At 67.4% G+C, this 24,942-nt stretch carries 23 protein-coding genes and 1 tRNA gene; 9 read left to right on the top strand and 15 right to left on the bottom strand.

Features of this window, described 5'->3' with window-relative positions; translation table 11 throughout:
* Positions 1-301 precede the first annotated feature (301 nt).
* From ACFSXZ_RS16970 to dnaA, 9 genes are all read right to left on the bottom strand, one after another.
* Positions 302-375 (bottom strand) — tRNA-Ile (locus tag ACFSXZ_RS16970).
* A 30-nt stretch (positions 376-405) separates the two neighbouring features.
* Positions 406-1,095: a DUF3566 domain-containing protein gene (locus ACFSXZ_RS16965; RefSeq protein WP_378265989.1), complete on the bottom strand. Its 690-nt coding sequence runs from the start codon at positions 1,093-1,095 to the stop codon at positions 406-408.
* A gap of 40 nt (positions 1,096-1,135) precedes the next feature.
* The gene (gene gyrA, locus ACFSXZ_RS16960) at positions 1,136-3,670 is read right to left on the bottom strand and encodes a DNA gyrase subunit A (protein WP_378265988.1); all 2,535 of its coding nucleotides are present in this window, start codon (positions 3,668-3,670) and stop codon (positions 1,136-1,138) included.
* A 39-nt stretch (positions 3,671-3,709) separates the two neighbouring features.
* Complete coding sequence (gene gyrB, locus ACFSXZ_RS16955; RefSeq protein WP_378265987.1) at positions 3,710-5,677, bottom strand: DNA topoisomerase (ATP-hydrolyzing) subunit B; 1,968 nt, start codon at positions 5,675-5,677, stop codon at positions 3,710-3,712.
* Positions 5,678-5,925: 248 nt separating this feature from the next.
* A complete protein-coding gene (locus tag ACFSXZ_RS16950) occupies positions 5,926-6,546 on the bottom strand; it encodes a DciA family protein (RefSeq protein ID WP_378265986.1) in 621 nt (206 codons plus the stop codon).
* A 121-nt stretch (positions 6,547-6,667) separates the two neighbouring features.
* Positions 6,668-7,822 carry a DNA replication/repair protein RecF gene (gene recF, locus ACFSXZ_RS16945; protein WP_378265985.1) on the bottom strand — a complete coding sequence of 385 codons (1,155 nt, stop codon included), beginning with the start codon at positions 7,820-7,822 and terminating at the stop codon, positions 6,668-6,670.
* A 3-nt stretch (positions 7,823-7,825) separates the two neighbouring features.
* Complete coding sequence (gene gnd / locus ACFSXZ_RS16940; RefSeq protein WP_378266490.1) at positions 7,826-8,767, bottom strand: phosphogluconate dehydrogenase (NAD(+)-dependent, decarboxylating); 942 nt, start codon at positions 8,765-8,767, stop codon at positions 7,826-7,828.
* A 46-nt stretch (positions 8,768-8,813) separates the two neighbouring features.
* On the bottom strand, positions 8,814-9,947 hold the full coding sequence (gene dnaN, locus ACFSXZ_RS16935) for a DNA polymerase III subunit beta (protein ID WP_378265984.1): 1,134 nt from the start codon (positions 9,945-9,947) through the stop codon (positions 8,814-8,816).
* A 793-nt stretch (positions 9,948-10,740) separates the two neighbouring features.
* The gene (gene dnaA, locus ACFSXZ_RS16930; RefSeq protein ID WP_378266489.1) at positions 10,741-12,336 is read right to left on the bottom strand and encodes a chromosomal replication initiator protein DnaA; all 1,596 of its coding nucleotides are present in this window, start codon (positions 12,334-12,336) and stop codon (positions 10,741-10,743) included.
* A 525-nt stretch (positions 12,337-12,861) separates the two neighbouring features.
* Between dnaA and rpmH the strand changes: the two genes are divergently transcribed.
* From rpmH to ACFSXZ_RS16890, 8 genes are all read left to right on the top strand, one after another.
* The gene (rpmH, locus tag ACFSXZ_RS16925) at positions 12,862-13,005 is read left to right on the top strand and encodes a 50S ribosomal protein L34 (protein ID WP_378265983.1); all 144 of its coding nucleotides are present in this window, start codon (positions 12,862-12,864) and stop codon (positions 13,003-13,005) included.
* 24 nt (positions 13,006-13,029) lie between these two features.
* The gene (gene rnpA / locus ACFSXZ_RS16920) at positions 13,030-13,437 is read left to right on the top strand and encodes a ribonuclease P protein component (RefSeq protein ID WP_378265982.1); all 408 of its coding nucleotides are present in this window, start codon (positions 13,030-13,032) and stop codon (positions 13,435-13,437) included.
* Positions 13,434-13,739 carry a membrane protein insertion efficiency factor YidD gene (gene yidD, locus ACFSXZ_RS16915; protein ID WP_378265981.1) on the top strand — a complete coding sequence of 102 codons (306 nt, stop codon included), beginning with the start codon at positions 13,434-13,436 and terminating at the stop codon, positions 13,737-13,739. The genes rnpA and yidD overlap by 4 nt, the downstream gene beginning before the upstream one ends.
* A gap of 4 nt (positions 13,740-13,743) precedes the next feature.
* Positions 13,744-14,823, top strand: a complete 1,080-nt coding sequence (gene yidC / locus ACFSXZ_RS16910) for a membrane protein insertase YidC (protein WP_378265980.1) — start codon at positions 13,744-13,746, stop codon at positions 14,821-14,823.
* Positions 14,824-14,893: 70 nt separating this feature from the next.
* Entirely contained in the window at positions 14,894-15,439 is a 546-nt protein-coding gene (locus ACFSXZ_RS16905; RefSeq protein ID WP_378265979.1) for a Jag family protein, read from the top strand.
* Between the two features lie 157 nt (positions 15,440-15,596).
* Entirely contained in the window at positions 15,597-16,283 is a 687-nt protein-coding gene (gene rsmG / locus ACFSXZ_RS16900; RefSeq protein ID WP_378265978.1) for a 16S rRNA (guanine(527)-N(7))-methyltransferase RsmG, read from the top strand.
* Positions 16,280-17,182 carry a ParA family protein gene (locus ACFSXZ_RS16895; protein WP_378265977.1) on the top strand — a complete coding sequence of 301 codons (903 nt, stop codon included), beginning with the start codon at positions 16,280-16,282 and terminating at the stop codon, positions 17,180-17,182. Before rsmG ends, ACFSXZ_RS16895 begins: the two co-directional genes overlap by 4 nt.
* Positions 17,179-18,165 carry a ParB/RepB/Spo0J family partition protein gene (locus tag ACFSXZ_RS16890; protein WP_378265976.1) on the top strand — a complete coding sequence of 329 codons (987 nt, stop codon included), beginning with the start codon at positions 17,179-17,181 and terminating at the stop codon, positions 18,163-18,165. Before ACFSXZ_RS16895 ends, ACFSXZ_RS16890 begins: the two co-directional genes overlap by 4 nt.
* Positions 18,166-18,236: 71 nt before the next feature.
* Here ACFSXZ_RS16890 and ACFSXZ_RS16885 read toward each other — a convergent pair whose 3' ends face one another.
* Entirely contained in the window at positions 18,237-19,187 is a 951-nt protein-coding gene (locus ACFSXZ_RS16885; RefSeq protein ID WP_378265975.1) for a D-alanine--D-alanine ligase family protein, read from the bottom strand.
* Between the two features lie 32 nt (positions 19,188-19,219).
* Entirely contained in the window at positions 19,220-20,533 is a 1,314-nt protein-coding gene (locus ACFSXZ_RS16880) for an aminotransferase-like domain-containing protein (RefSeq protein ID WP_378265974.1), read from the bottom strand.
* 180 nt (positions 20,534-20,713) lie between these two features.
* Between ACFSXZ_RS16880 and ACFSXZ_RS16875 the strand changes: the two genes are divergently transcribed.
* Positions 20,714-21,361: a GNAT family N-acetyltransferase gene (locus ACFSXZ_RS16875; protein WP_378265973.1), complete on the top strand. Its 648-nt coding sequence runs from the start codon at positions 20,714-20,716 to the stop codon at positions 21,359-21,361.
* 15 nt (positions 21,362-21,376) lie between these two features.
* On the opposite strand, the gene ACFSXZ_RS16870 is transcribed toward ACFSXZ_RS16875, so the two are convergent.
* From ACFSXZ_RS16870 to ACFSXZ_RS16855, 4 genes are all read right to left on the bottom strand, one after another.
* Entirely contained in the window at positions 21,377-22,522 is a 1,146-nt protein-coding gene (locus tag ACFSXZ_RS16870) for an N-acetylmuramoyl-L-alanine amidase (RefSeq protein ID WP_378265972.1), read from the bottom strand.
* A gap of 207 nt (positions 22,523-22,729) precedes the next feature.
* A complete protein-coding gene (trxA, locus tag ACFSXZ_RS16865) occupies positions 22,730-23,056 on the bottom strand; it encodes a thioredoxin (RefSeq protein WP_378265971.1) in 327 nt (108 codons plus the stop codon).
* 32 nt (positions 23,057-23,088) lie between these two features.
* On the bottom strand, positions 23,089-24,084 hold the full coding sequence (gene trxB / locus ACFSXZ_RS16860; RefSeq protein ID WP_378265970.1) for a thioredoxin-disulfide reductase: 996 nt from the start codon (positions 24,082-24,084) through the stop codon (positions 23,089-23,091).
* Between the two features lie 94 nt (positions 24,085-24,178).
* Positions 24,179-24,931, bottom strand: a complete 753-nt coding sequence (locus ACFSXZ_RS16855) for a hypothetical protein (protein ID WP_378265969.1) — start codon at positions 24,929-24,931, stop codon at positions 24,179-24,181.
* Between the last annotated feature and the right edge of the window lie 11 nt (positions 24,932-24,942).

The following is a 24,942-nucleotide window of genomic DNA, read 5'->3' as shown; positions in this document are numbered from 1 at the left end:
GCCCCGTTCGGGGTTTTGCGGACTTCCGGCGACCAGGTCGAAGTCACCGATTACGACGAGGACAGCCGACGCATCCTGCGAGCGATCGCCGCTGCGAACCCGGCGCGCGGCTGCTGGTCGTGGAAGGCGTCATCCCGGCGGGTGACACGCCACACCCGATGAAAATGATGGACACGACGATGCCGGCGGTCCTGGGTGGGACGGAGCGGACTGAGCAGCAGTGCGGGACGGCAGACCGGTTAGTCACCCGGACACCAAAAAGCCGGTCCGCGTCCTGCGCGAACCGGCTTGTTACGCCCTGTGGGCCCAGGAGGACTTGAACCTCCGACCTCTTCGTTATCAGCGAAGCGCTCTAACCGCCTGAGCTATGGGCCCCGGGAACGCAAGAAGACTACATGATGCCTTCTACTCCCGTTCCGACAGGGTGACTTCCAGGCCACCGGCGAGGTCCGCGGACACGTTGTAAATGAACGCACTTACCGTCGTCAGCGCCGAGAGCAGCACGATGTTGATGGCGCCCAGGATCGCGGCGATGCTGAACACGCGGCCGGCGCTGATCAGCGGATCGGCCGGGGCGCTACTGCCCTCGCCCGACACGAGCGAGGAGTACGTTCCGTTCAGTTTGTCCCACACGCCCATGCCGTCGAGAACCGTGTACAGGACACCGACGGCGACGAGCCAAACGAAGAACATCGCGACACCGAGGACGAGGGACAGCTTCAACACCGACCACGGGTCGAACCGCTTGACCTGCAGGCTGGCGCGGCGCGGACCCCGGCCGGGGCGGCGCAGCGCGCTGGGCGCCTCACGGGTGTTCCCCCCCATCACCCCGGGTGCCGCCGGCCCTGGGTTGGCGGGCGGCGGGTCCAACGGTTTCCCGAACAATCCCTGCGAAACGCTCGATGTGACGAAGGTGGTCTTATCGCTGTTGTCGCCTTCGGCATGCACCACGTTCTCCGTGGGCTGGCCACCGGGAAGCCACACGGTCTCCGCCTCCGCGCTGCCATTCGGGGAGGCGTCGTCCTTGCCCAACCGCTGCCAGGGCGGGGCCGCCTTGTCGCCGGTGGGCTCTTCTGGGTTTTCGGGTGATGTCACCACTCAATCCTTACCGCGACCTGTGCGCGTGAAACGTCCGTCACTCGGTGTCATCGGTTTGCTCGGCCGGCACACCGGTGTCGTCTCCTCCGTTGCCTTCGCCATTACCGACGCCTGACGGCTCGTCGGCGTTGCGTGCGACGGCGAGAAGAGTCGTTCCCTCGCCCAGATTCATCAGCCGCACGCCCTTCGTCTGCCGACCCGCCTTGCGCACCTGCCCCGCGGCGGTACGGATGACCCCGCCGCTGGAGGTAATGGCGTAGAGCTCGTCGTCCGCGTCGACGATGAGCGCCCCCACCAGCCTGCCACGCCGCTGGTCGTGCTGGATGGTCAGCACACCCTTCCCGCCGCGGCCTTGGACCGGATAGTCCTCGATCGGCGTCCGCTTGGCGTAACCACCGTCGGTGGCCACCAGCAGGAACTTGTCGGGCTTGACCACGTTGAGCCCGAGCAGTTCGTCGCCGTCGTTGAACCGCATGCCGAGCACACCCGAAGTCGCCCGGCCCATCGGGCGCAGTGCCTCGTCGGTGGCGTGGAAACGGATGGACTGCCCGTCGGCCGAAACGAGCAACAGGTCGTCCTCCGGCCCGGCGAGCACCGCGCCGACCAACTCGTCGCCCTCGCGCAGGTTCACCGCGATGAGACCGCCCGAACGGTTCGAGTCGAAGTCGGTCAGCTTGGTCTTCTTGACCAGGCCACGCTTGGTCGCGAGCACCAGGTACGGCGCGACTTCGTAGTTCGGGATCTCGATGACCTGGGCGATGGACTCGTCCGGCTGGAACGCCAGCAGGTTCGCGACGTGCTGGCCGCGCGCACTGCGGTTGGCCTCCGGCAGGTCGTAGGCCTTGGCCCGGTACACGCGCCCCTTGTTGGTGAAGAACAGGATCCAGTCGTGCGTCGAGCACACGAAGAAGTGCTGCACGATGTCGTCCTGCTTGAGCTGGGCGCCTTGCACGCCCTTGCCACCGCGCTTCTGCGAGCGGTACAGGTCGGTCTTGGTCCGCTTGGCGTAGCCGGTCCGGGTGATCGTGACGACGACGTTCTCGACCGCGATCAGATCCTCGACCGACACCTCGCCGTCGAACGGGATGATCTGCGTCCGGCGGTCGTCGCCGAACTTCTCGACGATCTCGGTCAGCTCTTCCTTGACGATCAGCCGCTGGCGCTCCGGCTTGTCGAGGATGTCCTTCAGGTCCGCGATCTTGACTTCGATCTCGGCCAGTTCGTCGACGATCTTCTGGCGCTCGAGGGCGGACAACCGGCGCAACTGCATGTCCAGGATCGCGGTGGCCTGGACCTCGTCGATCTCGAGCAGCTCCATCAGTCCGGTGCGCGCGTCCTCGACGTTCGGCGAGCGCCGGATCAGCGCGATCACCTCGTCGAGCATGTCCAGCGCCTTGACCAGACCACGCAGGATGTGGGCGCGTTCCTCGGCCTTGCGCAACCGGTAGCGGGTGCGCCGGACGATGACCTCGATCTGGTGCTTGACGTAGTGCCGGACGATCTGGTCGAGCCGCAACGTGCGCGGCACTCCGTCCACCAGCGCCAGCATGTTGACGCCGAAGTTGTACTGAAGCTGCGTGTGCTTGTAGAGGTTGTTCACGACGACCTTGGCGACCGCGTCCCGCTTGAGCGTGATCACGATGCGCATGCCGCGGCGGCTGTTCGACTCGTCCGCGATGTCGCTGATGCCGGTGAGCTTGCCGTCCCGCACCAGTGTCGCGATGTTCTCGACCAGGTTGTCCGGGTTCACCTGGTAGGGCAGTTCGGTGACGATCAGGGTGGTCCGGCCCCGGACATCCTCGTCGACCTCGACCACGGCGCGCATCCGGATCGATCCGCGCCCGGTGCGGTAGGCCTCCGCGATGCCCGAGGTGCCCAGGATCAGACCCTTGGTCGGGAAGTCGGGGCCCTTGATGCGCTGCATGAGCGCAGCCAGGAGTTCGTCGTCTTCGGCCTCCGGGTTGTCCAACGCCCAGACGACACCTTCGGCGACTTCCCGCAGGTTGTGCGGCGGAATGTTGGTGGCCATGCCCACCGCGATCCCCGAAGTGCCGTTGACCAGCAGGTTCGGAATGCGGCTCGGCAGAACGTCGGGTTCCTGCGTGCGACCGTCGTAGTTGTCGGAGAAGTCGACGGTGTCCTCGTCGATTTCCCGCAGCATCTCCATGGCGAGCGGGTCGAGCCGCGACTCCGTGTACCGCATGGCCGCGGCGGGGTCGTTGCCCGGGGAACCGAAGTTGCCCTGACCGTCGATCAGCGGATACCGCAGCGCCCACGGCTGGGCCAGCCGCACGAGCGCGTCGTAGATCGCCGAGTCACCGTGCGGGTGATAGTTGCCCATCACGTCGCCGACGACACGGGAACACTTGTTGTAGCCACGGTCCGGCCGGAAGCCCGAGTCGTACATCGAGTAGAGGACGCGACGGTGCACCGGCTTGAGGCCGTCACGTACATCCGGCAGCGCCCGCGACACGATGACGCTCATCGCGTATTCGATGTAGGAGCGCTGCATCTCCTGCTGGATGTCGACCGGTTCCGTGCGGTCGTGATCCGGCGGCAAGGTTTCCGTCATAGGTCCTTCAAGGGAGTCGACGAGGTGTGGCTTTGTTGACTAGACGTCGAGGAAGCGGACGTCTTTGGCGTTGCGGGTGATGAACGAGCGGCGAGCCTCGACGTCTTCGCCCATCAGCACGCTGAACAGTTCGTCCGCGGCGGCCGCGTCGTCGAGGGTGACCTGCAGCAGGAGGCGACGGGCCGGGTCCATGGTGGTCTCCCACAGTTCCTCGGCGTTCATTTCGCCGAGACCCTTGTACCGCTGGATCGCGTCGTCCTTGGGCAATTTCCGTCCGGCCTCGACGCCGGCGGCGATCAGCCCGTCGCGCTCGCGGTCGGAGTAGGCGTAATCGGGATCCGACCGCGGCCACTTGATCTTGTAGAGCGGCGGCTGGGCGAGATAGACGTGGCCGTGCTCGACCAGTGGCCGCATGAACCGGAACAGCAGCGTCAGCAGCAGGGTCCGGATGTGCTGGCCGTCAACGTCGGCGTCGGCCATCAGCACGATCTTGTGGTAGCGCAGTTTCGACAGGTCGAAGTCGTCGTGGATGCCGGTGCCCAGCGCGGTGATCAGCGACTGGACCTCGGTGTTCTTGAGTACCCGGTCGATACGGGCCTTCTCCACGTTGATGATCTTGCCCCGGATCGGCAGGATCGCCTGGAACCGGCTCTCGCGACCTTCCTTGGCCGAGCCACCTGCCGAGTCGCCCTCGACGATGTAGAGCTCGCACTCCTCCGGGTTGGTGGACTGGCAGTCCTTGAGCTTGCCCGGCAGTCCGCCGATGTCGAGCGCGCCCTTGCGGCGGACGAGATCGCGGGCACGGCGCGCGGCCATCCGCGCCTGCGCGCTGGACACCGCCTTGTTGATGATCGTCTTGGCCTCGCCCGGGTTGCGTTCGAGCCAGTCGGAAAGCCACTCGTTCGACTTGGTCTGCACGAACGACTTCGCCTCGCTGTTGCCCAGCTTGGTCTTGGTCTGTCCTTCGAACTGCGGCTCGGCGAGCTTGATCGACACGATCGCCGCGAGCCCCTCCCGCACGTCCTCGCCGGAAAGGTTCTCGTCCTTTTCCTTGAGCAGCTTCTTGTCGCGGGCGTAGACGTTGATCACGCGGGTCAGCGCGGCGCGGAAGCCTTCCTCGTGTGTACCGCCCTCGTGCGTGTTGATCGTGTTGGCGAAGGTGTGCACCGAAGGTGTGTAGGAGCTGTTCCACTGCATCGCGACCTCGACCTCGAGGCCGTCGCCCTTGGCGTCGAAGGAGATCACGCTCGGGTGGATCGGTTCCTTGCTGCCGTTGATGTGCCGGACGAAGTCCTCGAGGCCGCCCGGGTAGTGGTAGACACGCTCCTTCACGCGAGCCTGCTGACCGCTCGCGTCGGTTTCGGCGTCCTCTTCGCTGACCCGTTCGTCGCGCAGCACGATGGACAGGCCCTTGTTGAGGAAGGCCATCTCCTGCAGACGGCGCGCCACGGTCTCCGCGTTGTACGTGGTGGTCTCGAAGATCTCCGGGTCGGCCCAGAACGTGGTGCTGGTGCCGGTCGCCTCGGTGGTGCCCGCATCGACCAGTTCACCCGGCTCGGAATGCTCGTAGCGCTGGCGCCAGATCTTGCCGTCACGGCGGACTTCCACATCGAGCGCGGTGGACAGCGCGTTCACCACGGACACGCCGACACCGTGCAGGCCGCCGGACACCGCGTAACTCTCACTGTCGAACTTGCCGCCCGCGTGCAGCACGGTGTGCACGATCTCCAGCGTGGACTTCTTGTGGACCGGGTGTTCCTCGACCGGGATACCCCGGCCGTCGTCCACCACCCGGACGCCGCCGTCGGCGAGCAGGGTCACCTCGACCCGGGTCGCGTAGCCCGCCATGGCCTCGTCGACGGAGTTGTCCACGACCTCCTGGATCAGGTGATGCAGGCCACGTTCACCGGTCGAGCCGATGTACATGCCCGGACGCTTCCGGACCGCTTCCAGCCCCTCGAGTACGGTGATCGAGGACGCGTTGTAGTCGTTCTGCTTGGCTGCCACAGGCCTGCTTTCTCCTCAGTCTCGCCCGAGAGATCCCCGCTCGCCACCATTCTACTTGGCCGCCTCCGCTGGCATACGGCAAGGACACCTCTGGTTTCCTCGCTGAGCCACGATCTCGAACCGGGACAAGTGGCGAGGTAGATCCGCTCCATACCGGGGCATTACGGCGCTCTCATCTACGCTCGGCACAGGAGTGCCCACAGCGGCGTACGCAGACCGGAAAGAGCGGCGCCTGCCGGAGGCGGAAACTATCCGTAGGTGTCCCGCGGCCCTCGCCCGGGAACATGCCGGACCCCCTTGCGCCAGCTCGGCGCCGCCGGCCCGTGGATCCGCATCCTCTTGACGACTCCGTGCCCGACGCCGGCGGCGATCTTGGCCAGCAGTTGCCCCTGGAGCAGCCGGAGCTGGGTGGCCCACGCCGTCGAACTGGCCTGGACGGTCAGCTCCCCGTCCTTGAGAGCGACCGGCTGCGCGTGTTCGGCGACCTCGTCGCCGACCAGCCGGGCCCATTCGCCGAAGACGCGGCCGTTGGTCAGCCGGTCCGACCAGCCGCGATCCCGGGACAGGCGGCTCATCAGCCTGCCCAGCGGTTGCGGGTCACGCGGATCGGAACCGGGCCCCGACCACCGCCGCCGCCGGGGATTCTGCCCGAATTCACTGGGCTTGCGCGGCTTGCGGACTCCGGGCTCGGCGCCGCGGCTTTCCGCCTTGGCCCGGGCGGCGGCCAGGGCGGCCCGGGCGAGATCGCGTCCGCCACCCTTCTCGTTCGGCCCAGCGGACTGCTCACGCTGAGTATTCGCTGAGGCAGGCGCGGTCGGGTTATCCCCGGACTGTGACTGGTCGAATACCCCGTTCGGCCTCTTGATCACAGGAGGCGATAACGAGTTCACCGTGTTATCCACACTATCCACAGGTTTGTCCCCAGATCGGTGGGTAACTTCTGTGGCCCCCGTCACGGGTGGTACCTGACTTGATCTTGCCGACCGATCCTCAGGCAAGCTTGACCTCCCCGTTCGAGACCGCGAAACGTACTCCCGATAGTTCTTCGGGCACGTCCTCGTCCACCGCGGCGGTCACCAGTACCTGTTCGGCTGCCGACGCGACGTCGGCGAGCCGGGACCGTCGCCGCTTGTCCAGTTCGGCGAACACGTCGTCGAGGAGGAGAACCGGTTCCCCGGCGTCGTCCCGCAACAGCTCATACGAACCGAGCCGCAGCGCGAGTGCGAAGGACCAGGACTCGCCGTGGCTGGCATAGCCCTTCGCCGGGGCCTCGCCGAGAATCAGTTCCAGCTCGTCCCGGTGCGGACCGACCAGGCTGACCCCGCGTTCGAGCTCAGCCTGCCTGGCCGCGGCCAAGGCTTCGGTAAGGATAACGGTCAGCTTGTCCTTTTCGGCTCGTTCTCCGCCCGGCGTGCCGTAACCGGCGGGCAGCGCCTCACCGAGACTCGATCGGTACGAGATTCTCGCCGGTCGCGAGTCCGGCGCCAGCTCGGCGTAGGCGGTCGAGGTGAACGGGGCGAGGTCGGCGACGAGATCCAGCCGGGCCGCGAGCAGCTCGGCGCCGGCGGTGGCCAGGTGGTTGTCCCACACTTCCAGCGTGGACAGCGCATACGGATCCTCCCGCTGTCCCTTTCTCTTGCCCGCGGTCTTGAGCAGAGCGTTGCGTTGACGCAGTACCCGTTCGTAGTCGGAGCGCACGGCCGCGTACCGGGGTGCGCGGAGCACCAGGAGCTCGTCGAGAAATCCGCGGCGTTCACCAGGGTCACCGCGCACCAGCGCCAGATCCTCCGGTGAGAACAACACCGTACGGAGGATCCCGAGAATGTCCCGGGGTCTGCCTATCGCGCCGCGGTTGACCCGCGCCCGGTTCGCCTTGCCCGGCGTGATCTCCAGCTCGACGGTCAGTTCGCGATCGGCATTGACCACCGCCGCCCGCACCAGCGCCCGCTCACACCCGTGCCGGACCAACGGCGCGTCGGTGGCGACGCGGTGCGAGCCGAGGGTCGCCAGATAGCCGATCGCCTCGAGCAGATTGGTCTTGCCCTGCCCGTTGGGACCGACCAGCACCGTCGCTCCGGGACTCAGCGGCAGGTCGGCCTGCTCCCATGAGCGGAAGTCCGTGACCTGGAGATGACGGAGGTACAAGACCTACTGGCCGACCTTCTTGACGGCATGCCCGCCGAACTGGTTGCGCAGCGCGGCGACGGCACGCATCGCGGCGGAGTCCTTCTGCCGGGACGAGAACCGGGCGAACAACGCGGCCGAGATGACCGGCGCCGGCACGGCGTTGTTGATGGCCTCTTCCAGGGTCCACCGGCCTTCGCCGGAGTCCTCCACATAACCTTCGAGATCGTCGAGGTCCGGATCTTCGTCCAGCGCGCGGACCAGCAGGTCGAGCAGCCAGGACCGGACGACGGTCCCGCGTTGCCAGCCCTTGATCACAGCAGGCACGTCCTTGACGACCTTCGCGGCCTCGAGCAGTTCGAAGCCTTCGGCGAAGGCCTGCATGAGTCCGTATTCGATGCCGTTGTGGACCATCTTGGCGTAGTGACCCGCACCGACCTCGCCCGCGTGAGAGAAGCCTTCCTCGCGCGGCCCGTCCGGACGCAGCGCGTCGAAGATCGGCATCGCCCGCTCGACGTCCTCGGCCGCGCCACCGACCATCAGGCCGTAGCCGTTCTCCTTGCCCCAGACGCCGCCGGACACCCCGCAGTCGAGGTAGCCGATCTTCTTCGCCGCGAGTCCGTCAGCGTTGTGCCGGTCGTCGGTGAACTTGGAGTTGCCGCCGTCGATCACCAGATCGCCCTCGGACAGGAGATCGCCGAGCTCGGCGATCGTCTGCCGCGTCGGGTCGCCCGCGGGAACCATCACCCACACGATGCGGGGTGCACCGAGCTTCGACACCATGTCGGCGAGCGAAGTCGAATCGCTGACGGCTTCGTTGCGGTCGTAGCCGACGACTTCGTGCCCGGCGGCGCGCAGCCGCTCGCGCATGTTGAAGCCCATCCTGCCGAGGCCGACGAGTCCCAGCTGAACCATCGAACTCCCCTTCGTGTCGTTAGTCCCGCGCTTGGAGGCTGTGTTTCCCAGGCGCGCCCGGCTTCCGTCGGCCAGTGGCACACCCACTCCGGCCTACCTAACCCGGCAGGCGGACCGGCATGAGCAGATAGAGGTATCCGGGAATGACCTGACCCTCTTCGTCGGCCGGTTTGATCAGTGCCGGCCGGTTGGGGGTGGTAAAGGTCAGCTCGGCGCGGTCGGCGTGCAGGGCACCGAGCCCGTCCACCAGGTAAGCCGGGTTGAACGCGATCGTCACCGGCTCGCCTTCGTAGTCCACGCCGAGTTCTTCTTCGGCGCTGCCCTCGTCATCCCCGCCGGCCGACAACCGCAATGTGCCCTCGGAGAACTCCAGCCGTACCTGGGTACCCCGCTCGGCGACGAGTGACACGCGCTTGATCGCCTCGGACAACGGCGACACCCCGATCACGGCACGTGACGAGTGCTGCGCGGGCAGCAACTGCCGATAGGGCGGGAACTCGGCGTCCAGCAGGCGAGTGGTCGTGTACCGCCCGGAACCGGAAAGCCCGAGCAGGCCTTCCCCGCCGGCCAATCCGACCGAAACCCGTCCGCCACCGGCGCCGAGCGACTTGGCGGCTTCGGCGAGGGTGCGCGCCGGCACCAGCACCGCGGCGTCGGCCAAGCCCTCGGCCGGCTCCCAGGCGAACTCGCGCATCGCGAGGCGGAACCGGTCGGTGGCGACCAGGGTGAGCGAACTGCCGGAGATCTCCAGCCGCATGCCGGTCAGCATCGGCAGCGTGTCGTCCTTGCCGGCCGCGACCGCGACCTGGGTGACCGCCTGGCCGAACGCGTCACCCGCCACCTCACCGGCGAGCGCGGGCTGGGCGGGAAGCTGGGGGTAGTCCTCGACCGGCATCGTCGGCAGGCTGAACCGCGCGTTCCCGCAATTGATCGAGGCACGAGCCCCGTCGACGGCGATCTCGACCGGCTGGGCGGGCAGGGACTTCGTGATGTCGGCGAGGAGGCGCCCGGACACCAGCAGGCGGCCCCCGTCGGCGATCGTCGCCGGGACACCGACCGTGGCCGAGACTTCGTAGTCGAAACCAGAGACGGTCAGGGCGTCGGTGGCTCCGTCGGAACCGGCGTCGAGCAGCACACCGCCGAGCACCGGGACCGGGGGCCTGGACGGCAGGCTTCTCGCCACCCACGCGACGGCGTCGGCCAGCCCGTCACGCTCGACGCGGATCTTCATGTGCTCATCCCTTCGACAGCAGAGCCCAAAAGAGCTCGTGAAGATCGAAAATGGCCCCTGACGGCGCGGTGGAATGCGCTGACCAGGGTTCTCGTAGGTGTGTGGAGGCCCGGGTGCCGATGTCGCCAACGGCGTGCGGGCTGCGGTGTGGATACCCACGTTAGAACGTGGCGGCTCGGCCCGTCACGCGGGGCACTGCGTTGACATGTCGACTTGTCAACGCAGTTCGCCGAGCTGTCCCCATGTCCACAGCCGCCTGTTTTCCGCTAGGAACTTCTCTTGGCAAAGACAAAGGCAGTGACAGTAATAGGGGCTGTGGGTTGTGTGGACAGCCGTTGTCGTCGCAGCTCCGGCCGCACGCGAACCTGTGGACACCTGGGGATGGAACCGGTGGATGAATCGGGTCGGTCCGTGGACAGTTTTCGGCTCTTGGCGGTCGGTCCACAATCGGCCCCGGTTATCCACAAGATCATCCCCAAGTTGTGGGCCGAGTTGTCCTCAGACGCGGATGATCGCGGAGTCCGCTCGGTCGAGTGACCGCGCTCTGCCTTCGAAGCTTTCTCGTTACCGGGATCACAGTCCGGCGGCTCATCCGGCCGGCTGAACGGTCGGCCGCGCGATTCCGCGCCCTGCCGCGGAAAGCGGAGGTGCGTCGCGATTTACCGCTGAGAGGGCTGCCGAAACACCGGTGATGGAACGAACCGCCCGTCTTCACGGGAAGGACGACTGCCGGTTCCACGCCAGGGAAAACCCGGTGGCGGCAATATGTGTCGTGGACGTGGTGCGCGCCGGCTTACTGCCGCGCGCGCTGTTTGATCCGGGAGGTGAGCTCCTGCACCTGGTCGTAGATGCGGCGCCGTTCCGCCATTTCCTTGCGGATCTTCTTGTCGGCGTGCATCACGGTGGTGTGGTCGCGGCCGCCGAAAGTCTGGCCGATCTTCGGCAGTGACATGTCGGTGAGTTCGCGGCACAGGTACATCGCGATCTGCCGCGCCGTCGCCAGCGCCTTGGTCTTGCCCGGACCACAGAGATCGTCGAGCGTGACGTCGAAGAACTCGGAGGTGGTCGCCATGATCACCGCCGCGCTGATCTCCGGGGCCTGCGAATCCGGAACCAGATCGCGGAGAACGATTTCGGCCAGACCGACGTCGACCGGCTGCTGGTTCAGCGACGCGAACGCCGTGACCCGGATGAGCGCGCCTTCCAGCTCGCGAATGTTCGCCTCGACGCGGGAAGCGATGAACTCGAGGACATCACCGGGAACCGCCAGCCGGTCCTGCGCCGCCTTCTTACGCAGGATCGCGATCCGGGTCTCCAGCTCGGGCGGCTGGATGTCGGTGATCAGCCCCCACTCGAATCGGGTGCGCAACCGGTCTTCCAGGGTTTCCAGCCGTTTGGGCGGCCGGTCGGAGGAGACGACGATCTGCTTGTTCGCGTTGTGGAGGGTGTTGAAGGTGTGGAAGAACTCTTCCTGAGTCCCTTCCTTGCCTTCGAGGAACTGGATGTCGTCGACCAGCAGGATGTCGATGTCGCGGTAGCGGCGCTGGAACGCGACCTTGCGGTCGTCACGCAGTGAATTGATGAAGTCGTTGGTGAACTCTTCGGTCGACACGTAGCGCACGCGCATGCCGGGGAACAGCCGTTGCGCGTAGTGCCCGACGGCGTGCAGCAGATGGGTCTTGCCCAGCCCTGACTCGCCCCAGATGAACAACGGGTTGTACGCGCGCGACGGAGCTTCGGCGACGGCGAACGCCGCCGCGTGGGCGAAGCGGTTCGAGGCGCCGGTGACGAACGTGTCGAAGTTGTACTTCTCGTTGAGGCGCGTCTTGGAGGTCTGGGGCTGGGCCGGCGCCGTGTAGGGCTGTCCGGCGGCCGGCTGCCCGGCGAACATCGGCCAGATCTCGTGGGCGGTGGCCAGCGCGTCGCCCTCTTCGTCGACTTCCTCGTCCCCGTCGTCGTCCGGCGCCGTGGCCTTGAGCGGTTCGGGTGGTTGAGCGAGGGGACGCCGCACGGGCGGGAGGATTCCGTTGTCCAGCGTCGGCATGTTCGGGGCCAGCGGTGGGGTGACGTTGTCCACCCGGGGAGGTGACTGCGTGTAGACCGGCGGAGCCGGGGGCATCGCCACTTCGGCGGTGTCGACCTTGACGGCGAGCGAGATGGGGCGGCCGAGACGGCGGGAAAGCGCGTGCGTGATGGGGTCGCGAAGCGCGCGCTCGATGGCTTCCTTGGCGAAGTCACTCGGCGCGGCGAGCAACGCGGTGCCGTCCAGCAGCCCGATCGGCCGGGTGACTCGCATCCAGGCTCGCTGCTGAGGTGAAAGCGTGCCGTCCGACAGCTCGCGGACCACCTGGTCCCAGACGACACCGAGATTCATCTGGTGCTCCGACACCGCCTCCGCTCCCCTCCCCTCGTCGCCCCGGACGAACATCGAGATCACCCTCACCGGTGACTTGCCCACACCTTCGAGGGGCAATACCGGTCCCCATGGTCACACCGCGCAGCGGATATCCACAGAGTTGTCCACAACTGTGCACTAATGTACGGCGACTCGTAGCGACTCGACCCGCGGGTGCAACCTACGCCAGTCAGAGCCTCTACACCTGCCGACGGCAGCGTCTAGCCCCTCGAACGGGTTATGGGACGTCTCCCCCAGGGCTGGAGGAGACACGCTAACAAGTGGGGGGCCGGTTCACAAGACGCATCGGTGCGCTGTTCGTTGCCCGCCCGAGCGGGGGCTCCGCGCCGAACCGGGGGGCGGTTATCGGCCGACTGCGCCCGGTGCGTACTCTCGTAAGGTCCCCCGCTAGCAGTGGGCATCTTCGCGTGTCCACACTTCGCATGGCCCGTGGGTGGACACCCCAGACCTGACGGTGGCCGCGTGTCGCCGGATACGTCGAGACCAGGAGAAGTAGTCGTGAGCAAGGGTAAGCGCACCTTCCAGCCGAACAACCGCCGCCGCGCCCGGACGCACGGGTTCCGGCTGCGCATGCGCACCCGCGCCGGGCGGGCGATCGTGGCGGCCCGCCGTCGCAAGGGCCGCGAGAAGCTGTCCGCCTGACAGCGCCCTCCCGGCAGGTGTGCCATGCTGCCCCCCGCCGCCCGTCTGCGGCGTAGCGAGGACTTCCGCGAGGTGATGCGCAAGGGAGCCCGCGCGGGGCGGCGGCGTCTTGTCGTGCATGCGATCAAACCTCGGGACCTGCCCGCACCGGCTGTTCCACCGCGCTCCCCGGACGCGGCGGGACAGGACGTGCGGGCAGGTTTCGTCGTGAGTAAGGCCATCGGCAACTCCGTCGTGCGACACCGCGTCACCCGCCGTCTGCGGCACCTGCTCGCGGCGCGGCTCGGAACCTTGCCGCCTGGCGCTACGTTGGTGGTAAGGGCCCTGCCGCCCGCGGCCACCGCGTCCAGTGCCGAACTGGGGGCGGATCTCGACGGCGCGTTGAAGCGGCTGAGCCTGCTTTCCGATCCCAGCGAGGGGCCAGCGGTGTGAACGACTCCACGACCGTGACCGACGAAGCCACCCGGCCCGGGCCGGTCGCCTGGCTCCTGTTGCAGCCGATCCGGTTCTATCGCCGATTCATCTCTCCCTACCTCCCGCCGAGCTGCCGCTTCTATCCGAGCTGCAGTGCCTACGCGGTCGAGGCCCTGACCCGTTTCGGCGCTGCGCGAGGCTCGTACCTCGCCGCGCGCCGGCTCTTGCGTTGCGGACCATGGACTCCCCCTGGCCGCGACCCGGTGCCCGAGACGTTCTCCTGGCGCCACACCGGACCTGGTATGTCAACCGAGGAGTAGCTCAGTGCTCGACTTCATCTACTACCCCGTGTCCTTCATCCTGTGGTGTTGGCACGAGGTCTTCGGCTTCATCTTCGGCGCCAACAATGCGATCGCCTGGATCCTCGCGATCATGTTCCTGACCTTCACGGTCCGCGGCATCATGTTCAAGCCGTTCGTGAACCAGGTCCGGTCGATGAAGAAGATGCAGGAGTTCGCGCCGGAACTGAAGAAGATCCAGAAGAAGTACGCGAACGACAAGCAGCGCCAAGCCGCGGAGATGCAGAAGCTCCAGCGCGAGCACGGGGTGAACCCGCTCGGCAGCTGTCTGCCGATGCTGCTGCAGGTGCCGGTCTTCATCGGCCTGAACTGGGTACTGCGTGCGTTCAGCATTCAGCCCGCCGGCGGCGGTCCGAAGACCGAGAACTACTTCTTCAACCAGCAGGGCGTCGAGTCCTACGTCAACGCCAAGCTCTTCGGCGTCAACATCGGTGACGCCATCCACCACACCGCGATGCTCGGCGGGATCAACGGTGGCTGGAACTGGCACGTGGCTCCGGTCGCCGTCCCGCTGATGATTCTCGCCGCGGTTCTGACTCACCTGACGGCTCGCCACTCGGCCGCGCGCCAGGACCCGACCGCGGCCACCCCCCAGACGGCGATGATGCAGAAGCTGACGATGTACATCTTCCCGTTGGGTGTGCTCGTCTTCGGTGCGTTCTTCCCGATCGGTCTGTTGGTCTACTGGTTGTCCAACAACGGCTGGACGCTGATGCAGCAGCGGCTGGTCTACAACCGGATCGACAAGGAAGAAGCCGTGAAGAAGGCCGAGGCCAAGGAGAAGCGCGACTCGCTCGCCCCCAAGCCCGGCGCGAAGCCGAAGCCCGGTCAGAAGCCGGTGCAGCCGAGCACGACGGAGGCGACCGCGTCGTCCGCGGACGGAAAGTCGCCGTCGAACGGCCAGACGACCTCGAAGGCAGGTTCACCCCATCGGTTCGCTCAGCAACCCGCGCGCGCCAAGGGTGGCTCGGCGCAGCAGCGGAAGAAACAAGGGTCGGGCGGCAAGAGTTCAGGGCAGAAGGGCTCGAGCCAAAAGCGTCGCTGACGCCTGCCGGGCCGGTCGTTCGCGCGACGTCGCGAGGTGACCGGCGACAGACATTGAGAGGAGAAAAGGTATGTCGGAGACGGTCGAGGCGATCGAGACCGCGCAGGACGATGACGCGGCCACGACAGGCGCCGAAGAAAGCGGCTCATCGACGGCGGATCTGCTGGTTCGCGAAGGCGACATCGCGGGGGACTATCTCGAGCGCCTGCTGGACCTGCTGGACTACGACGGCGACATCGATCTGGACGTGGAAGCCGGTCGTGCGGTCGTGAGCATCGACGGCGGCGAGGACCTGGAGAAGCTGGTCGGCGGCCGGGGTCAGGTGCTGGAGGCACTGCAGGAGTTGACCCGGCTCGCCGTGCAGCAGGAGACCGGCACCCGGAGCCGTTTGATGCTGGACGTCGCGGGCTGGCGAGCGGGTCGTCGCGAGGAGTTGCGGGAGCTCGGTCGTTCCACCGCGGAGACGGTGTTGTCGACGGGCGAGAAGGTTCGCCTTCAGCCGATGAGCCCGTTCGAACGCAAGGTGGTCCACGACGCTGTCGCGACGATCGACGGTGTGCACAGTGAGAGTGAGGGCGAGGAGCCCAAGCGTCGGGTGGTCGTGCTCCCCGACTGACGCGCAGACAGGAAGAGGCCCGCCGGTTCCCCCGGCGGGTCTTTTTTTGTGCACGGTTTCACGTGAAACGGTGCACAGTTCGCGTGCCTTCCGCGTGGCGCGGCCGGCATCGGGGACAATCGGTTTCACGTGAAACGAGTGAGGCAAGGGGTGACGAGTGGAGGAAGTCGAAGGCTCGGTCGAGGTGCCCGAGGTGGCCGGCCGGGTGTTCGGGGACGGACTCAAGGACGCGGTCCGGCTGGCGGCACTCCTCGAGCGGTACGGAGTCGAGCGGGGGCTGATCGGCCCCCGCGAAGTCGACCGGATCTGGGACCGCCATCTGCTCAACTCCGCGGTCATCGCCGAACTGATCCCGGAAGGCGCCCGGGTGGTCGACGTCGGCTCGGGAGGTGGCTTCCCGGGGATCCCGCTAGCGATCGCTCGCCCGGACCTTCGTGTCGTGCTCGTCGAACCGATGGCGCGTCGGACCGAATGGCTTGCCGAAGTGACCGAGACGCTCGGTCTGGACGTCGAGGTGATCCGCGGACGAGCGGAAGAGAAGGCGATTCGGCGGCGGATCGGCGTGGCCGAGGTGGTGACCTCGCGCGCGGTCGCGCCCCTCGCCCGTTTGGCGGGCTGGTGTCTCCCCCTCGTGCGTGATGATGGCATGATGCTCGCAGTGAAGGGGGCCAGCGCGCGGGACGAGGTCACTCGCGATGCCGCGGCTGTCGCCCGGGTCGGCGGGAGCACTCCCTCTGTTTCCGAATGTGGGGCCGGTGTGCTCTCCACGCCGACCACCGTGGTGATCGTCAGGCCCGTGTTTCACGTGAAACCGTCGACAGGAAAGAGGTGGCACGGCCGGTGACCCCGCCTTCGTCAGACTGGACGCCCATCGCCGAAGAGGCAGTGCAGGCCGCGCGCGTTCTGCACCCCGAACCCAACACGCTCCCGAAACCCGACCGTCGTCGGGTGCTGACCGTCGCCAACCAGAAGGGCGGTGTCGGCAAGACCACCAGTGCGGTCAACCTCGCGGCCGCGCTCGCCGTGCACGGTCTGAAGACTCTGGTGATCGACCTCGACCCCCAGGGCAACGCCAGCACGGCGCTCAACGTGGACCATCGCTCCGGGACACCCTCCGTCTATGAGGTTCTCCTTGGCGACGTCTCCCTGGCCGACGCCACGGCGGTCAGCGAGCAGTCCCCCAACCTCTTCTGTGTGCCCGCCACCATCGACCTGGCCGGCGCCGAGATCGAACTCGTCGAGATGTCCTCCCGGGAGTCGCGGCTGAAGGAGGCGCTCTCCGCCGAGGCCATCAACGAGATCGGTGTGGACTACGTCTTCATCGACTGCCCGCCCTCGCTCGGGCTGCTGACCGTCAACGCGATGGTGGCGGCGCGCGAGGTGCTGATCCCGATCCAGTGCGAGTACTACGCGCTGGAGGGGCTCGGCCAACTGCTGAGCAACATCGACCTCGTCCAGAAGCACTTGAACCCGAGCCTCTCGGTCTCGACCATCCTCCTCACCATGTACGACGGCCGCACCAAGCTCGCCGACCAGGTCACCGCCGAGGTCCGCGGCCACTTCGGTGACGTCGTTCTCAAGACGGTCATCCCGCGGAACGTGAAGGTCTCCGAGGCGCCCAGCTATGGGCAGACCGTGCTCGCCTACGATCCCGGCTCCCGGGGCGCGATGAGCTATATCGACGCCGCCAAAGAGATCGCCGAGCGCGGCAGCACGAACGGTTCGAGGAGTGGCACGCTATGACCGAGCGCCGAGGAGGACTTGGACGCGGCCTGGCCGCGTTGATCCCCACCGGCCCGGCGGAGGGAACCGAGGTACGCCCGGAATCGGCCCGGAACGGTGGCAAGGAGCCCTTCGCCGCCAGTGGTTCGCTGAAGGTCGACGCCGGTGAAGTGGCCGGTGCCGTCTACCGCGAAGTCCCGATCAAGGCGATCAAGCCGAACCCCAAGCAGCCCCGCCAGGTCTTCGACGAGGAGGCCCTGGCCGAGCTCGAGCACTCGATCCGCGAGTTCGGGCTCATGCAGCCGATCGTCGTCCGGGAGCTGCCGGACAACGAGTACGAGCTCGTCATGGGCGAGCGCCGGCTGCGTGCGTCACAGCAGGCCGAGCTGGAGAACATCCCGGCCATCGTCCGCCAGACGGCGGACGAGGCAATGCTCCGCGACGCCTTGTTGGAGAACATCCACCGCGTCCAGCTGAACCCGCTCGAAGAGGCGGCGGCGTACCAGCAGCTGCTGGACGAGTTCGAAGTGACACACGAAGAACTCGCCTCCCGGATCGGCCGGAGCAGGCCCGTCATCACCAACACCATCCGGCTGCTCAAGCTCCCGCTTCCGGTGCAGCGGCGGGTGGCGGCCGGAGTGCTGTCGGCGGGCCACGCCCGTGCCTTGCTGTCGCTCGAGGAGGCGGAGGCGCAGGAGGATCTGGCGACCCGCATCGTGGCCGAGGGCCTGTCGGTGCGGGCGACCGAGGAGGCGGTCACACTCAAGAAGTCCGAGTCGCCTGCCAAGCCCAAGCCACAACCGCGGAAGCCGATGCAGGCACCCGGCCTTCAGGATCTGGCCACCCGCCTTTCGGACACCTTCGACACTCGCGTCAAGGTGGACCTCGGCCGCCGGAAAGGCCGCATCGTCGTCGAGTTCGGCTCGGTCGATGATCTCGAGCGAATTGTCGCGATCATGGCGCCAGAAGCGACAAAACGGACACGAAATCTCGACAAGGAATGACACCAGGCCGTTTCGTCACGGTGATGATTCGTGGGCCCCGCCTTTTTCGCGTTCGGTGAGGCCCCTACGGCTCAGGCCGACCGCTTGATCGCGCGGGAGACCAGATCGGTGAACACCGCACCGAGGCTCGCGCCGGAGGCCTCGATCGCCATCGGCACCGTCGACGTCTCGGTGAGGCCGGGCGAAGAGGCGACTTCGAGGAACTGAACCGTTCCGTCGCCCGCGACGATCGCGTCCGTGCGGGAGATGTCCCGCAGACCGAGTAGCCGGTGGGCGGCGACCGCGAGCTCCCCCACCGCCGTGGCGGTGTCTTCGGGAAGCCGCGCCGGGGTGAAGAAGTCGGTCAGGCCGGCCGTATAGCGAGCGGTGTAGTCATAGACCCCGCTCTCGGGGACGATCTCGACGGCGGGGAGCGCTTGCGGGCCCCCGTCGCGCTCTACGACAGCCACCGCCACTTCGACCCCGTCGATGAACCGTTCCGCCAGCACGGTGTCCCCGTAGGCGAAGCAACCGATCATCGCGGCAGGCAACTCCGCGGCTTCCCGGACGACCTGTGTGCCCAGCGCCGAGCCACCTTCGTCCGGTTTGAGCATGAGCGGCAGGCCCAGGTGATCGACGATCGCGTCGAGCACGCCCTGGGCCCCCAGTTCACGGAAGGTGCTCGCCGGCAGCACGATCCAGTCAGGAGTGGCGAAGCCGGCCTTGGCAAGCATCGCCTTGGCGGTGGGTTTGTCCCAGGCGCGGCGGCAGCCCTGCGAACTGGTGCCGACGTAGGGTACTTTCAGCATCTCCAGAATGGTCTGGACCGAGCCGTTCTCCCCCTCACCGCCATGCAGCGCGACGACGGCCGCGTCCGGGCGCTCGTCGCGTAGCCTGCCGAGCAGTCCCGCGTCGGTGTCCCATTCCTCGACGGTCAGTCCCTGTTCGCGCAGCGCGGCGGAAAGCCGGCGACCGGAACGCAGGGAGATGTCGCGCTCGTGCGAAAGCCCGCCTGCGAGAACTGCGACGGTCGGCAAGACCACGCCAGCACTCCTCTAATGTCTACTATGGACGGTCAGGCCGTGTCGGGCGACGGTGTTTCGGGCCCGGAGATCGGCTTCATGCTGACGTTACCGAACGTCCGGACGAGATCCATCTCGGCTTCGAGCACCGAGGCGAGACGCCGCACGCCTTCCTTGATCCGTTCCGGCGTCGGATAGCAATAGGACAACCGCATCTGCCTGCTGCCGAACCCGTCGGCGTAGAACCCGGTGCCGGAGGCATAGGCGACCCTGGCCGTCACGGCCCTGGGCAACATCGCCTTGGCGTCGACGCCCGGGGGCACGGTGACCCACACGTAGAAACCGCCGTCCGGGCGAGTCCAGGAGCAGCCTGTCGGCATGTACTGCTCCAACGCCGAAATGATCGCGTCACGGCGCTCTCGGTAGTTCTCGCGGAAGACCTTGATCTGACCCTTCCAGTCGTGGGTGCTCAGGTACCGGGAGACGATCAACTGGTTCAGCGTCGGCGGGCACAGCGTCGCCGACTCGGCGGCCAGGACCAGCTTCTCGCGCACCGCATGCGGCGCGAGCACCCAGCCCACCCGCAAGCCGGAAGCGAACGTCTTGGAGAACGAACCGAGATAGACCACGTTGTCGGGATCCGTGGAGCGGAGCGCCGGGTAGGTCTGACCGTCGAAGCCGAGCAGGCCGTACGGGTTGTCCTCGACCACCAGTACGCCGCGTGACCGGCAGATCTCCAGGATCTCCGCGCGCCGGGAAACCGCGAGCGTCACCCCGGCGGGATTGTGGAAGTTCGGGATCGTGTAGAGGAACTTGACCCGCCTGCCGGATTTCGCGACCTGGTCGAGTGCCTCACGCACCGCGTTCGGCTCGAGACCGTCGTCGTCCATCGCGACGTGCACGACCTGCGCCTGGTACGCGGCGAACGAACCGAGCGCGCCGACGTAGGAAGGACCCTCCGCGAGCACCACGTCACCCGGATCGCAGAACAACCGGGTCACCATGTCCAGGCCCATCTGGGAGCCGACCGTCACGACGACGTCGTCCGGATGGGCCGAGATGCCCTCGAGCGCCATGACCTCGCAGATCTGGTCCCGCAGGACCGGGACGCCGTGCGCCGAGCCGTACTGCAGAGCCACCAGTCCGTCGTCGGCGATCAGACCCGCGACCTGCGCGGACAGGCTGTCCAGCGGGAGCGCGGCGAGGTTGGGCATGCCCCCCGCGAGGGAGACCACCTCCGGCCGACTCGCCACCGCGAACAGCGCTCGAATCTCCGACGCGGTCATGCCGGCGGTACGCGCGGCGTACCGGCTCAGATGCGGGTCGAGATTGTGGCGGCCGGTTCTTTCGGGCGGTAAGTCACTCATGGGCACTTCGCAAGCGGGTCGTCGGGCAAGTCCATCGAGTGTAACCACCCATCGTTGTGACCTTCGCGGCCTTTCGGCGTGGGTCACAGAGGCCTATCCTCGGCTAAGGATCATCCGGCAGTTGGGGCTTCGCGCGCCCGCGAACGGGTGAGCCGTCGGGGACCACAATCGGGAGGTCGGGTGTCGCGTCGCGTCGTGGGCGTCACGCTGGACAACCTGGAACTGCTACCCAAGCACTGCCGGCGTTGCGTCTACTGGGAGCTCGCGCCGCATCTGAAGGCGCAGGCCGAGGACTTCGGCGAGACCGAGGTCGAGAAGGAAGCGTGGGTGTCCAGCGTGCTGCTGGAGTGGGGCTCCTGCGGCCGCATCGTCTACAGCGAGAACCTCCCGGTCGGCTTCGTGCTCTATGCGCCGCCGAATGCCGTACCCCGCGCGAACGCCTTCCCCACCTCCCCGCCCAGCGCGGACGCCGTGCTGTTGACCGGCTTCCACGTGCTGCCGGAGTTCCGGGGCGGCGGACTGGGCCGGATGCTGGTCCAAGCGGTCGCCAAGGACCTGACCCGGCGCGGGGTGCGGGCCATCGAGTCGTTCGGTGACGCGAGCCCCGAAGAGAACGCCGCGGAGGGGCCAGGCCACACCTGCGTGGTGCCGGCGGACTTCCTCAGCGCGGTCGGCTTCAAAACGGTGCGTCCGCACCCGAAGTGGCCCCGGCTGCGCCTCGAACTGCGGTCGGCGATCTCCTGGAAGGAAGACGTCGAAGCGGCCCTGGAACGCCTGCTGGGACAGGTCACCATAACCACCGCGGAGCCGAGCGCCGCCCGGGCCTGACCGGTGACGGGGCCGCTATTCGGCCTTGGCGAGTTCGTGGGCGAGAACGTCGGCGAAGGTGAACGTGCCGGTCGGCTGGTCGCCCTCGCCGAGCAGGTACAAGCGTTTGACCGCGACGAGAATGCCCTCCGCCACCACGTCCCGGAAGGCCGGGTCGGACAGCCGGGCGCGATCGCCGGCGTTGGTCAGGTAACCGATCTCGATGCGCACCGCGGGACAGCGGGTGAGCCGCAGGATCTCCCAGGTTTTCCCGTGCGTCCGGCAGTCCGCCAGGCCCGTCCGCGCGGCGAGCTCTCGCTGGATGTATCCGGCGAGCAGCTCGCCGACCGTCGAGGTGGTGCCGCGGCCGTTGCCGAAATGGAAGGTCGCGACGCCCTGCGCCTGCGGTGACTGGTTGCGGTCACAGTGCAGGGACAGGAACACGTCACCGGCGGTCTCGTTGGCGAACGCCGCGCGCTCCGCCTCGTTCGGGCCGTTGTCGGGGCCCCGGGAGATCAACGCCTCCATGCCGGTGGCCTTCATCCGGCCCTCCAGTCGGCGGGCCAGGTCCCACGCCACGTCGGCCTCGCGCACCCCGGCGACCTCCACCCCCGGGTCCGCGCCGCCATGGCCTGGATCGATCACGATCCGCTTTCCGCGCAAGCGGGGGCCGGACTGCCGCACCTGTTCCTGTTCGCGGAGAAGGACGGGACGTCCGCCGCTGGCCCGGGGCGAGAGCTGGCGCAGAGCCCGTACCGTCGCCGGTCCGCAGATGCCGTCCACGGCGAGGCCGTAGTCACGCTGGAAGTTCCGGAGCGCCTTCTCGGTCCGGGCGCCGAACAGCCCGTCCGGCCGTCCGGCGTCGTAGCCGAGTTCGGTCAGCCGATCCTGCAAGGTGAACACGTCGTCACCGTGCACCGGCGATGAGAACAGGTACGCCAGTGGGCGTGAGCCGAGGCGGAACGTCGCGCCACGGAGCACCTGGTAGGTGGCCGGTCCGACGATACCGTCGGTGATCAGCCCGCGCCGCTGCTGGAAACCACGGACGGCACTTTCCACGTCGTGATCGAACAGCGTGTGACCGTCCTGCTCGCCCCCCGACCTGAGCAGGCCCAATGAATTCAACATCGACCTGATCTCGGCGACGTCCTGGCCGGCGTCACCGCGGCGGAGTACCCGCATGCACTCCTCGCTCTTCGTTGGGCACCGGGACGAATCCGGTGCGGCGCAAACCTGGTACCGGGCGCGGCCCGGACTCCTATTCTGCCTTGAGGACTCTCCGTGACCACGTGGGGCCGGTCGGTGCGTCCCGAGCACCTGGCGTGGGCAGAAAGAAACCCGGGGGGCGTCTCGGGTAAGACGCCGGCACCCGGGTCATCGTTGCATTTTTCAGGCGAGGACGTCGGACAGATCCGAAAGCAGCGCCGCCTTCGGCTTGGCGCCGACGATCTGCTTCACCGGTTTGCCACCCTGGAAGAGGATCAGCGTCGGAATCGACATGACCTGATAGTCCCGCGCCGTGCCGGGGTTCTCGTCGATGTCGAGCTTCGCGATCTTCAGCTTGTCCTTGTTCTCGGCGGCGATCTCCTCGAGGACCGGGGCCACCATCTTGCACGGCCCGCACCAGGTCGCCCAGAAGTCGACCAGAACCGGCTTGTCGCTGGTCAGCACGTCATCGGCAAAGCTGGCATCGGTCACCTTGACGGTGTCGGACATGTTTTCTCCTTAGTTGGTTTCCAGCCCTGAGGTCAGAGGGTGGCGGCGCCGTATCCACCGCCGACGAGTTCGGGCGCCACCTCGGCCGCTTCGGTGCCGACGCGTTCGGCGAGCCAGCGCTCCGCGTCGATGGCGGCGGCACAGCCCGAGCCGGCCGCCGTGATGGCCTGCCGGTAGGTGTGGTCGACCAGGTCACCGGCGGCGAAGACGCCGTCGACGCTGGTGTAGGAACTGCGGCCCTGGGTGAGCACGTAACCCTCTTCGTCCAGGTCGACCTGTCCGCGCACCAGCTCACTGCGCGGGTCGTGACCGATGGCGACGAAGAAGCCGGTCACGTCGAGCCGCGACTCCTCGCCGGTCACGGTGTCGCGCAGTTTGATGCCGCTGACCTTGCCGTCCCCGAGCACCTCGGTGACCTGCGAGTTGAGCTTCCAGCGGATCTTGTCGTTGTTGCGGGCGCGGTCCAGCATGATCCTGGAGGCGCGGAACTCCTCACGCCGGTGCACCACGGTCACCGAGCGCGCGAACTTGGTCAGGAAGGTGGCCTCCTCCATCGCCGAGTCACCGCCACCGATCACCGCGATGTCCTGGTCACGGAAGAAGAAGCCGTCACAGGTGGCGCAGGCCGACACTCCGTGCCCCAGTAGCTCCTGCTCACCGGGTACGTGCAGGTAACGCGCCGCGGCACCCATCGCGAGGACGACCGCCTTCGCCGCGTACCGGACACCGTTCGCGGTGACGTACTTGGTCTCACCGGCCAGTTCGACCTGCTCGACATCTTCGGCGCGCAGTTCGGCGCCGAAGCGGCCGGCCTGCTTGCGCATTTCCTCCATCAGGTCCGGACCTTGGATACCGTCCGTGAACCCGGGGTAGTTCTCCACCTCGGTCGTGGTCATCAGGGCGCCACCGAACTGAGAGCCCTCGAAGACCAGCGGTTCAAGCTGGGCGCGTGCGGCGTAGACGGCCGCCGTGTATCCAGCCGGTCCTGACCCGATGATGATCAGGTTCCGAACGTCTTCCGCTGCCACCCGTGACCTCCACTCTCGCGACCCGCGTACAAGCGTCAACACGATCGTAGGGTCAGGTGTTCCCGGCGGCCGACGGTCCCACATCACACGGAAGCTATTTCCCGACGACCTTGTCCAGAAGGACGCCTGAGCCACCTTGTCCACACGACGGGGTGAACGCGATGAGCCGGAACTCCGCCAGCCAGCCCGTGGTCAGCAGGACGAGCACCGCCTGCCTGCCGTCGACCGTGCCGGGGCTCACACCGATCGGGTTGGCGTTCGCGGCGAGGCCTGCCGCCTGAAGACACGAAGAAAGTCGCTCCGGACCGCCGAGCGGCCCGTAATCCTTCACGCCGGTCGACAAGTGCCCGACCGCCGCCTCCGGATGGTCGCCCCGTACCGCGAGCGGAGCCGCTTGACCGGCTTGCGGCGGCGCCTCGGCCACCGGGTTGCCACCCGTTGTCGTCCCTTTGGGCACCAGGATCACCACGGCGGCGACCGTCGCGGCCGCGACGGCGACCGCTCCACTGAGCCAGCCGAGCCGTCGGTTGCGCCTGCGCCGCGCCATCGCGATGTCCACCACCGGGGCGGTGCCGAACATTTCCTGAGCCTCATGGACCAGCGCCGCGTCGATCCGTGCGGCGACCGCATCAGGGAGGGGCGGCGCCGAAGCCGACCCCCATGCCGCGAGGTCCGCGGCGGTCGCATCGAGGGCTTCGAGAATCGCCTGAGCTTCCGGGTCCGCTTCGACCCGGACACGCAGCCGGGTCGCCTCACCGTCGTCGAGGACCCCGGAGTGGAGGTCGGCGAGCAGATCGACAGACCACGGCGGACCGGCGGCCTCGACCCCCCGGCTCTCGTCCGTCATCGTCCCTCCTC

This window comes from Amycolatopsis pigmentata, from assembly GCF_042684065.1.
Classification (GTDB): Bacteria; Actinomycetota; Actinomycetes; order Mycobacteriales; family Pseudonocardiaceae; genus Amycolatopsis_E; species Amycolatopsis_E pigmentata.
Note: the sequence above shows the minus strand (reverse complement) of the source record. Positions and strands in the feature narration are given on the sequence as shown.

Bases quoted from the DNA above. Each gene is read 5' to 3' on its own strand.
- ACFSXZ_RS16870 (WP_378265972.1), bottom strand. From the start codon at position 22,522: ATGCGGGTACTCCGCCGCGGTGACGCCGGCCAGGACGTCGCCGAGATC.
- rnpA (WP_378265982.1), top strand. From the start codon at position 13,030: ATGCTGCCCCCCGCCGCCCGTCTGCGGCGTAGCGAGGACTTCCGCGAG.
- gyrA (WP_378265988.1), bottom strand. From the start codon at position 3,670: ATGACGGAAACCTTGCCGCCGGATCACGACCGCACGGAACCGGTCGAC.
- ACFSXZ_RS16905 (WP_378265979.1), top strand. From the start codon at position 14,894: ATGTCGGAGACGGTCGAGGCGATCGAGACCGCGCAGGACGATGACGCG.
- ACFSXZ_RS16890 (WP_378265976.1), top strand. From the start codon at position 17,179: ATGACCGAGCGCCGAGGAGGACTTGGACGCGGCCTGGCCGCGTTGATC.
- ACFSXZ_RS16855 (WP_378265969.1), bottom strand. From the start codon at position 24,931: ATGACGGACGAGAGCCGGGGGGTCGAGGCCGCCGGTCCGCCGTGGTCT.
- dnaN (WP_378265984.1), bottom strand. From the start codon at position 9,947: ATGAAGATCCGCGTCGAGCGTGACGGGCTGGCCGACGCCGTCGCGTGG.
- ACFSXZ_RS16880 (WP_378265974.1), bottom strand. From the start codon at position 20,533: ATGAGTGACTTACCGCCCGAAAGAACCGGCCGCCACAATCTCGACCCG.
- trxA (WP_378265971.1), bottom strand. From the start codon at position 23,056: ATGTCCGACACCGTCAAGGTGACCGATGCCAGCTTTGCCGATGACGTG.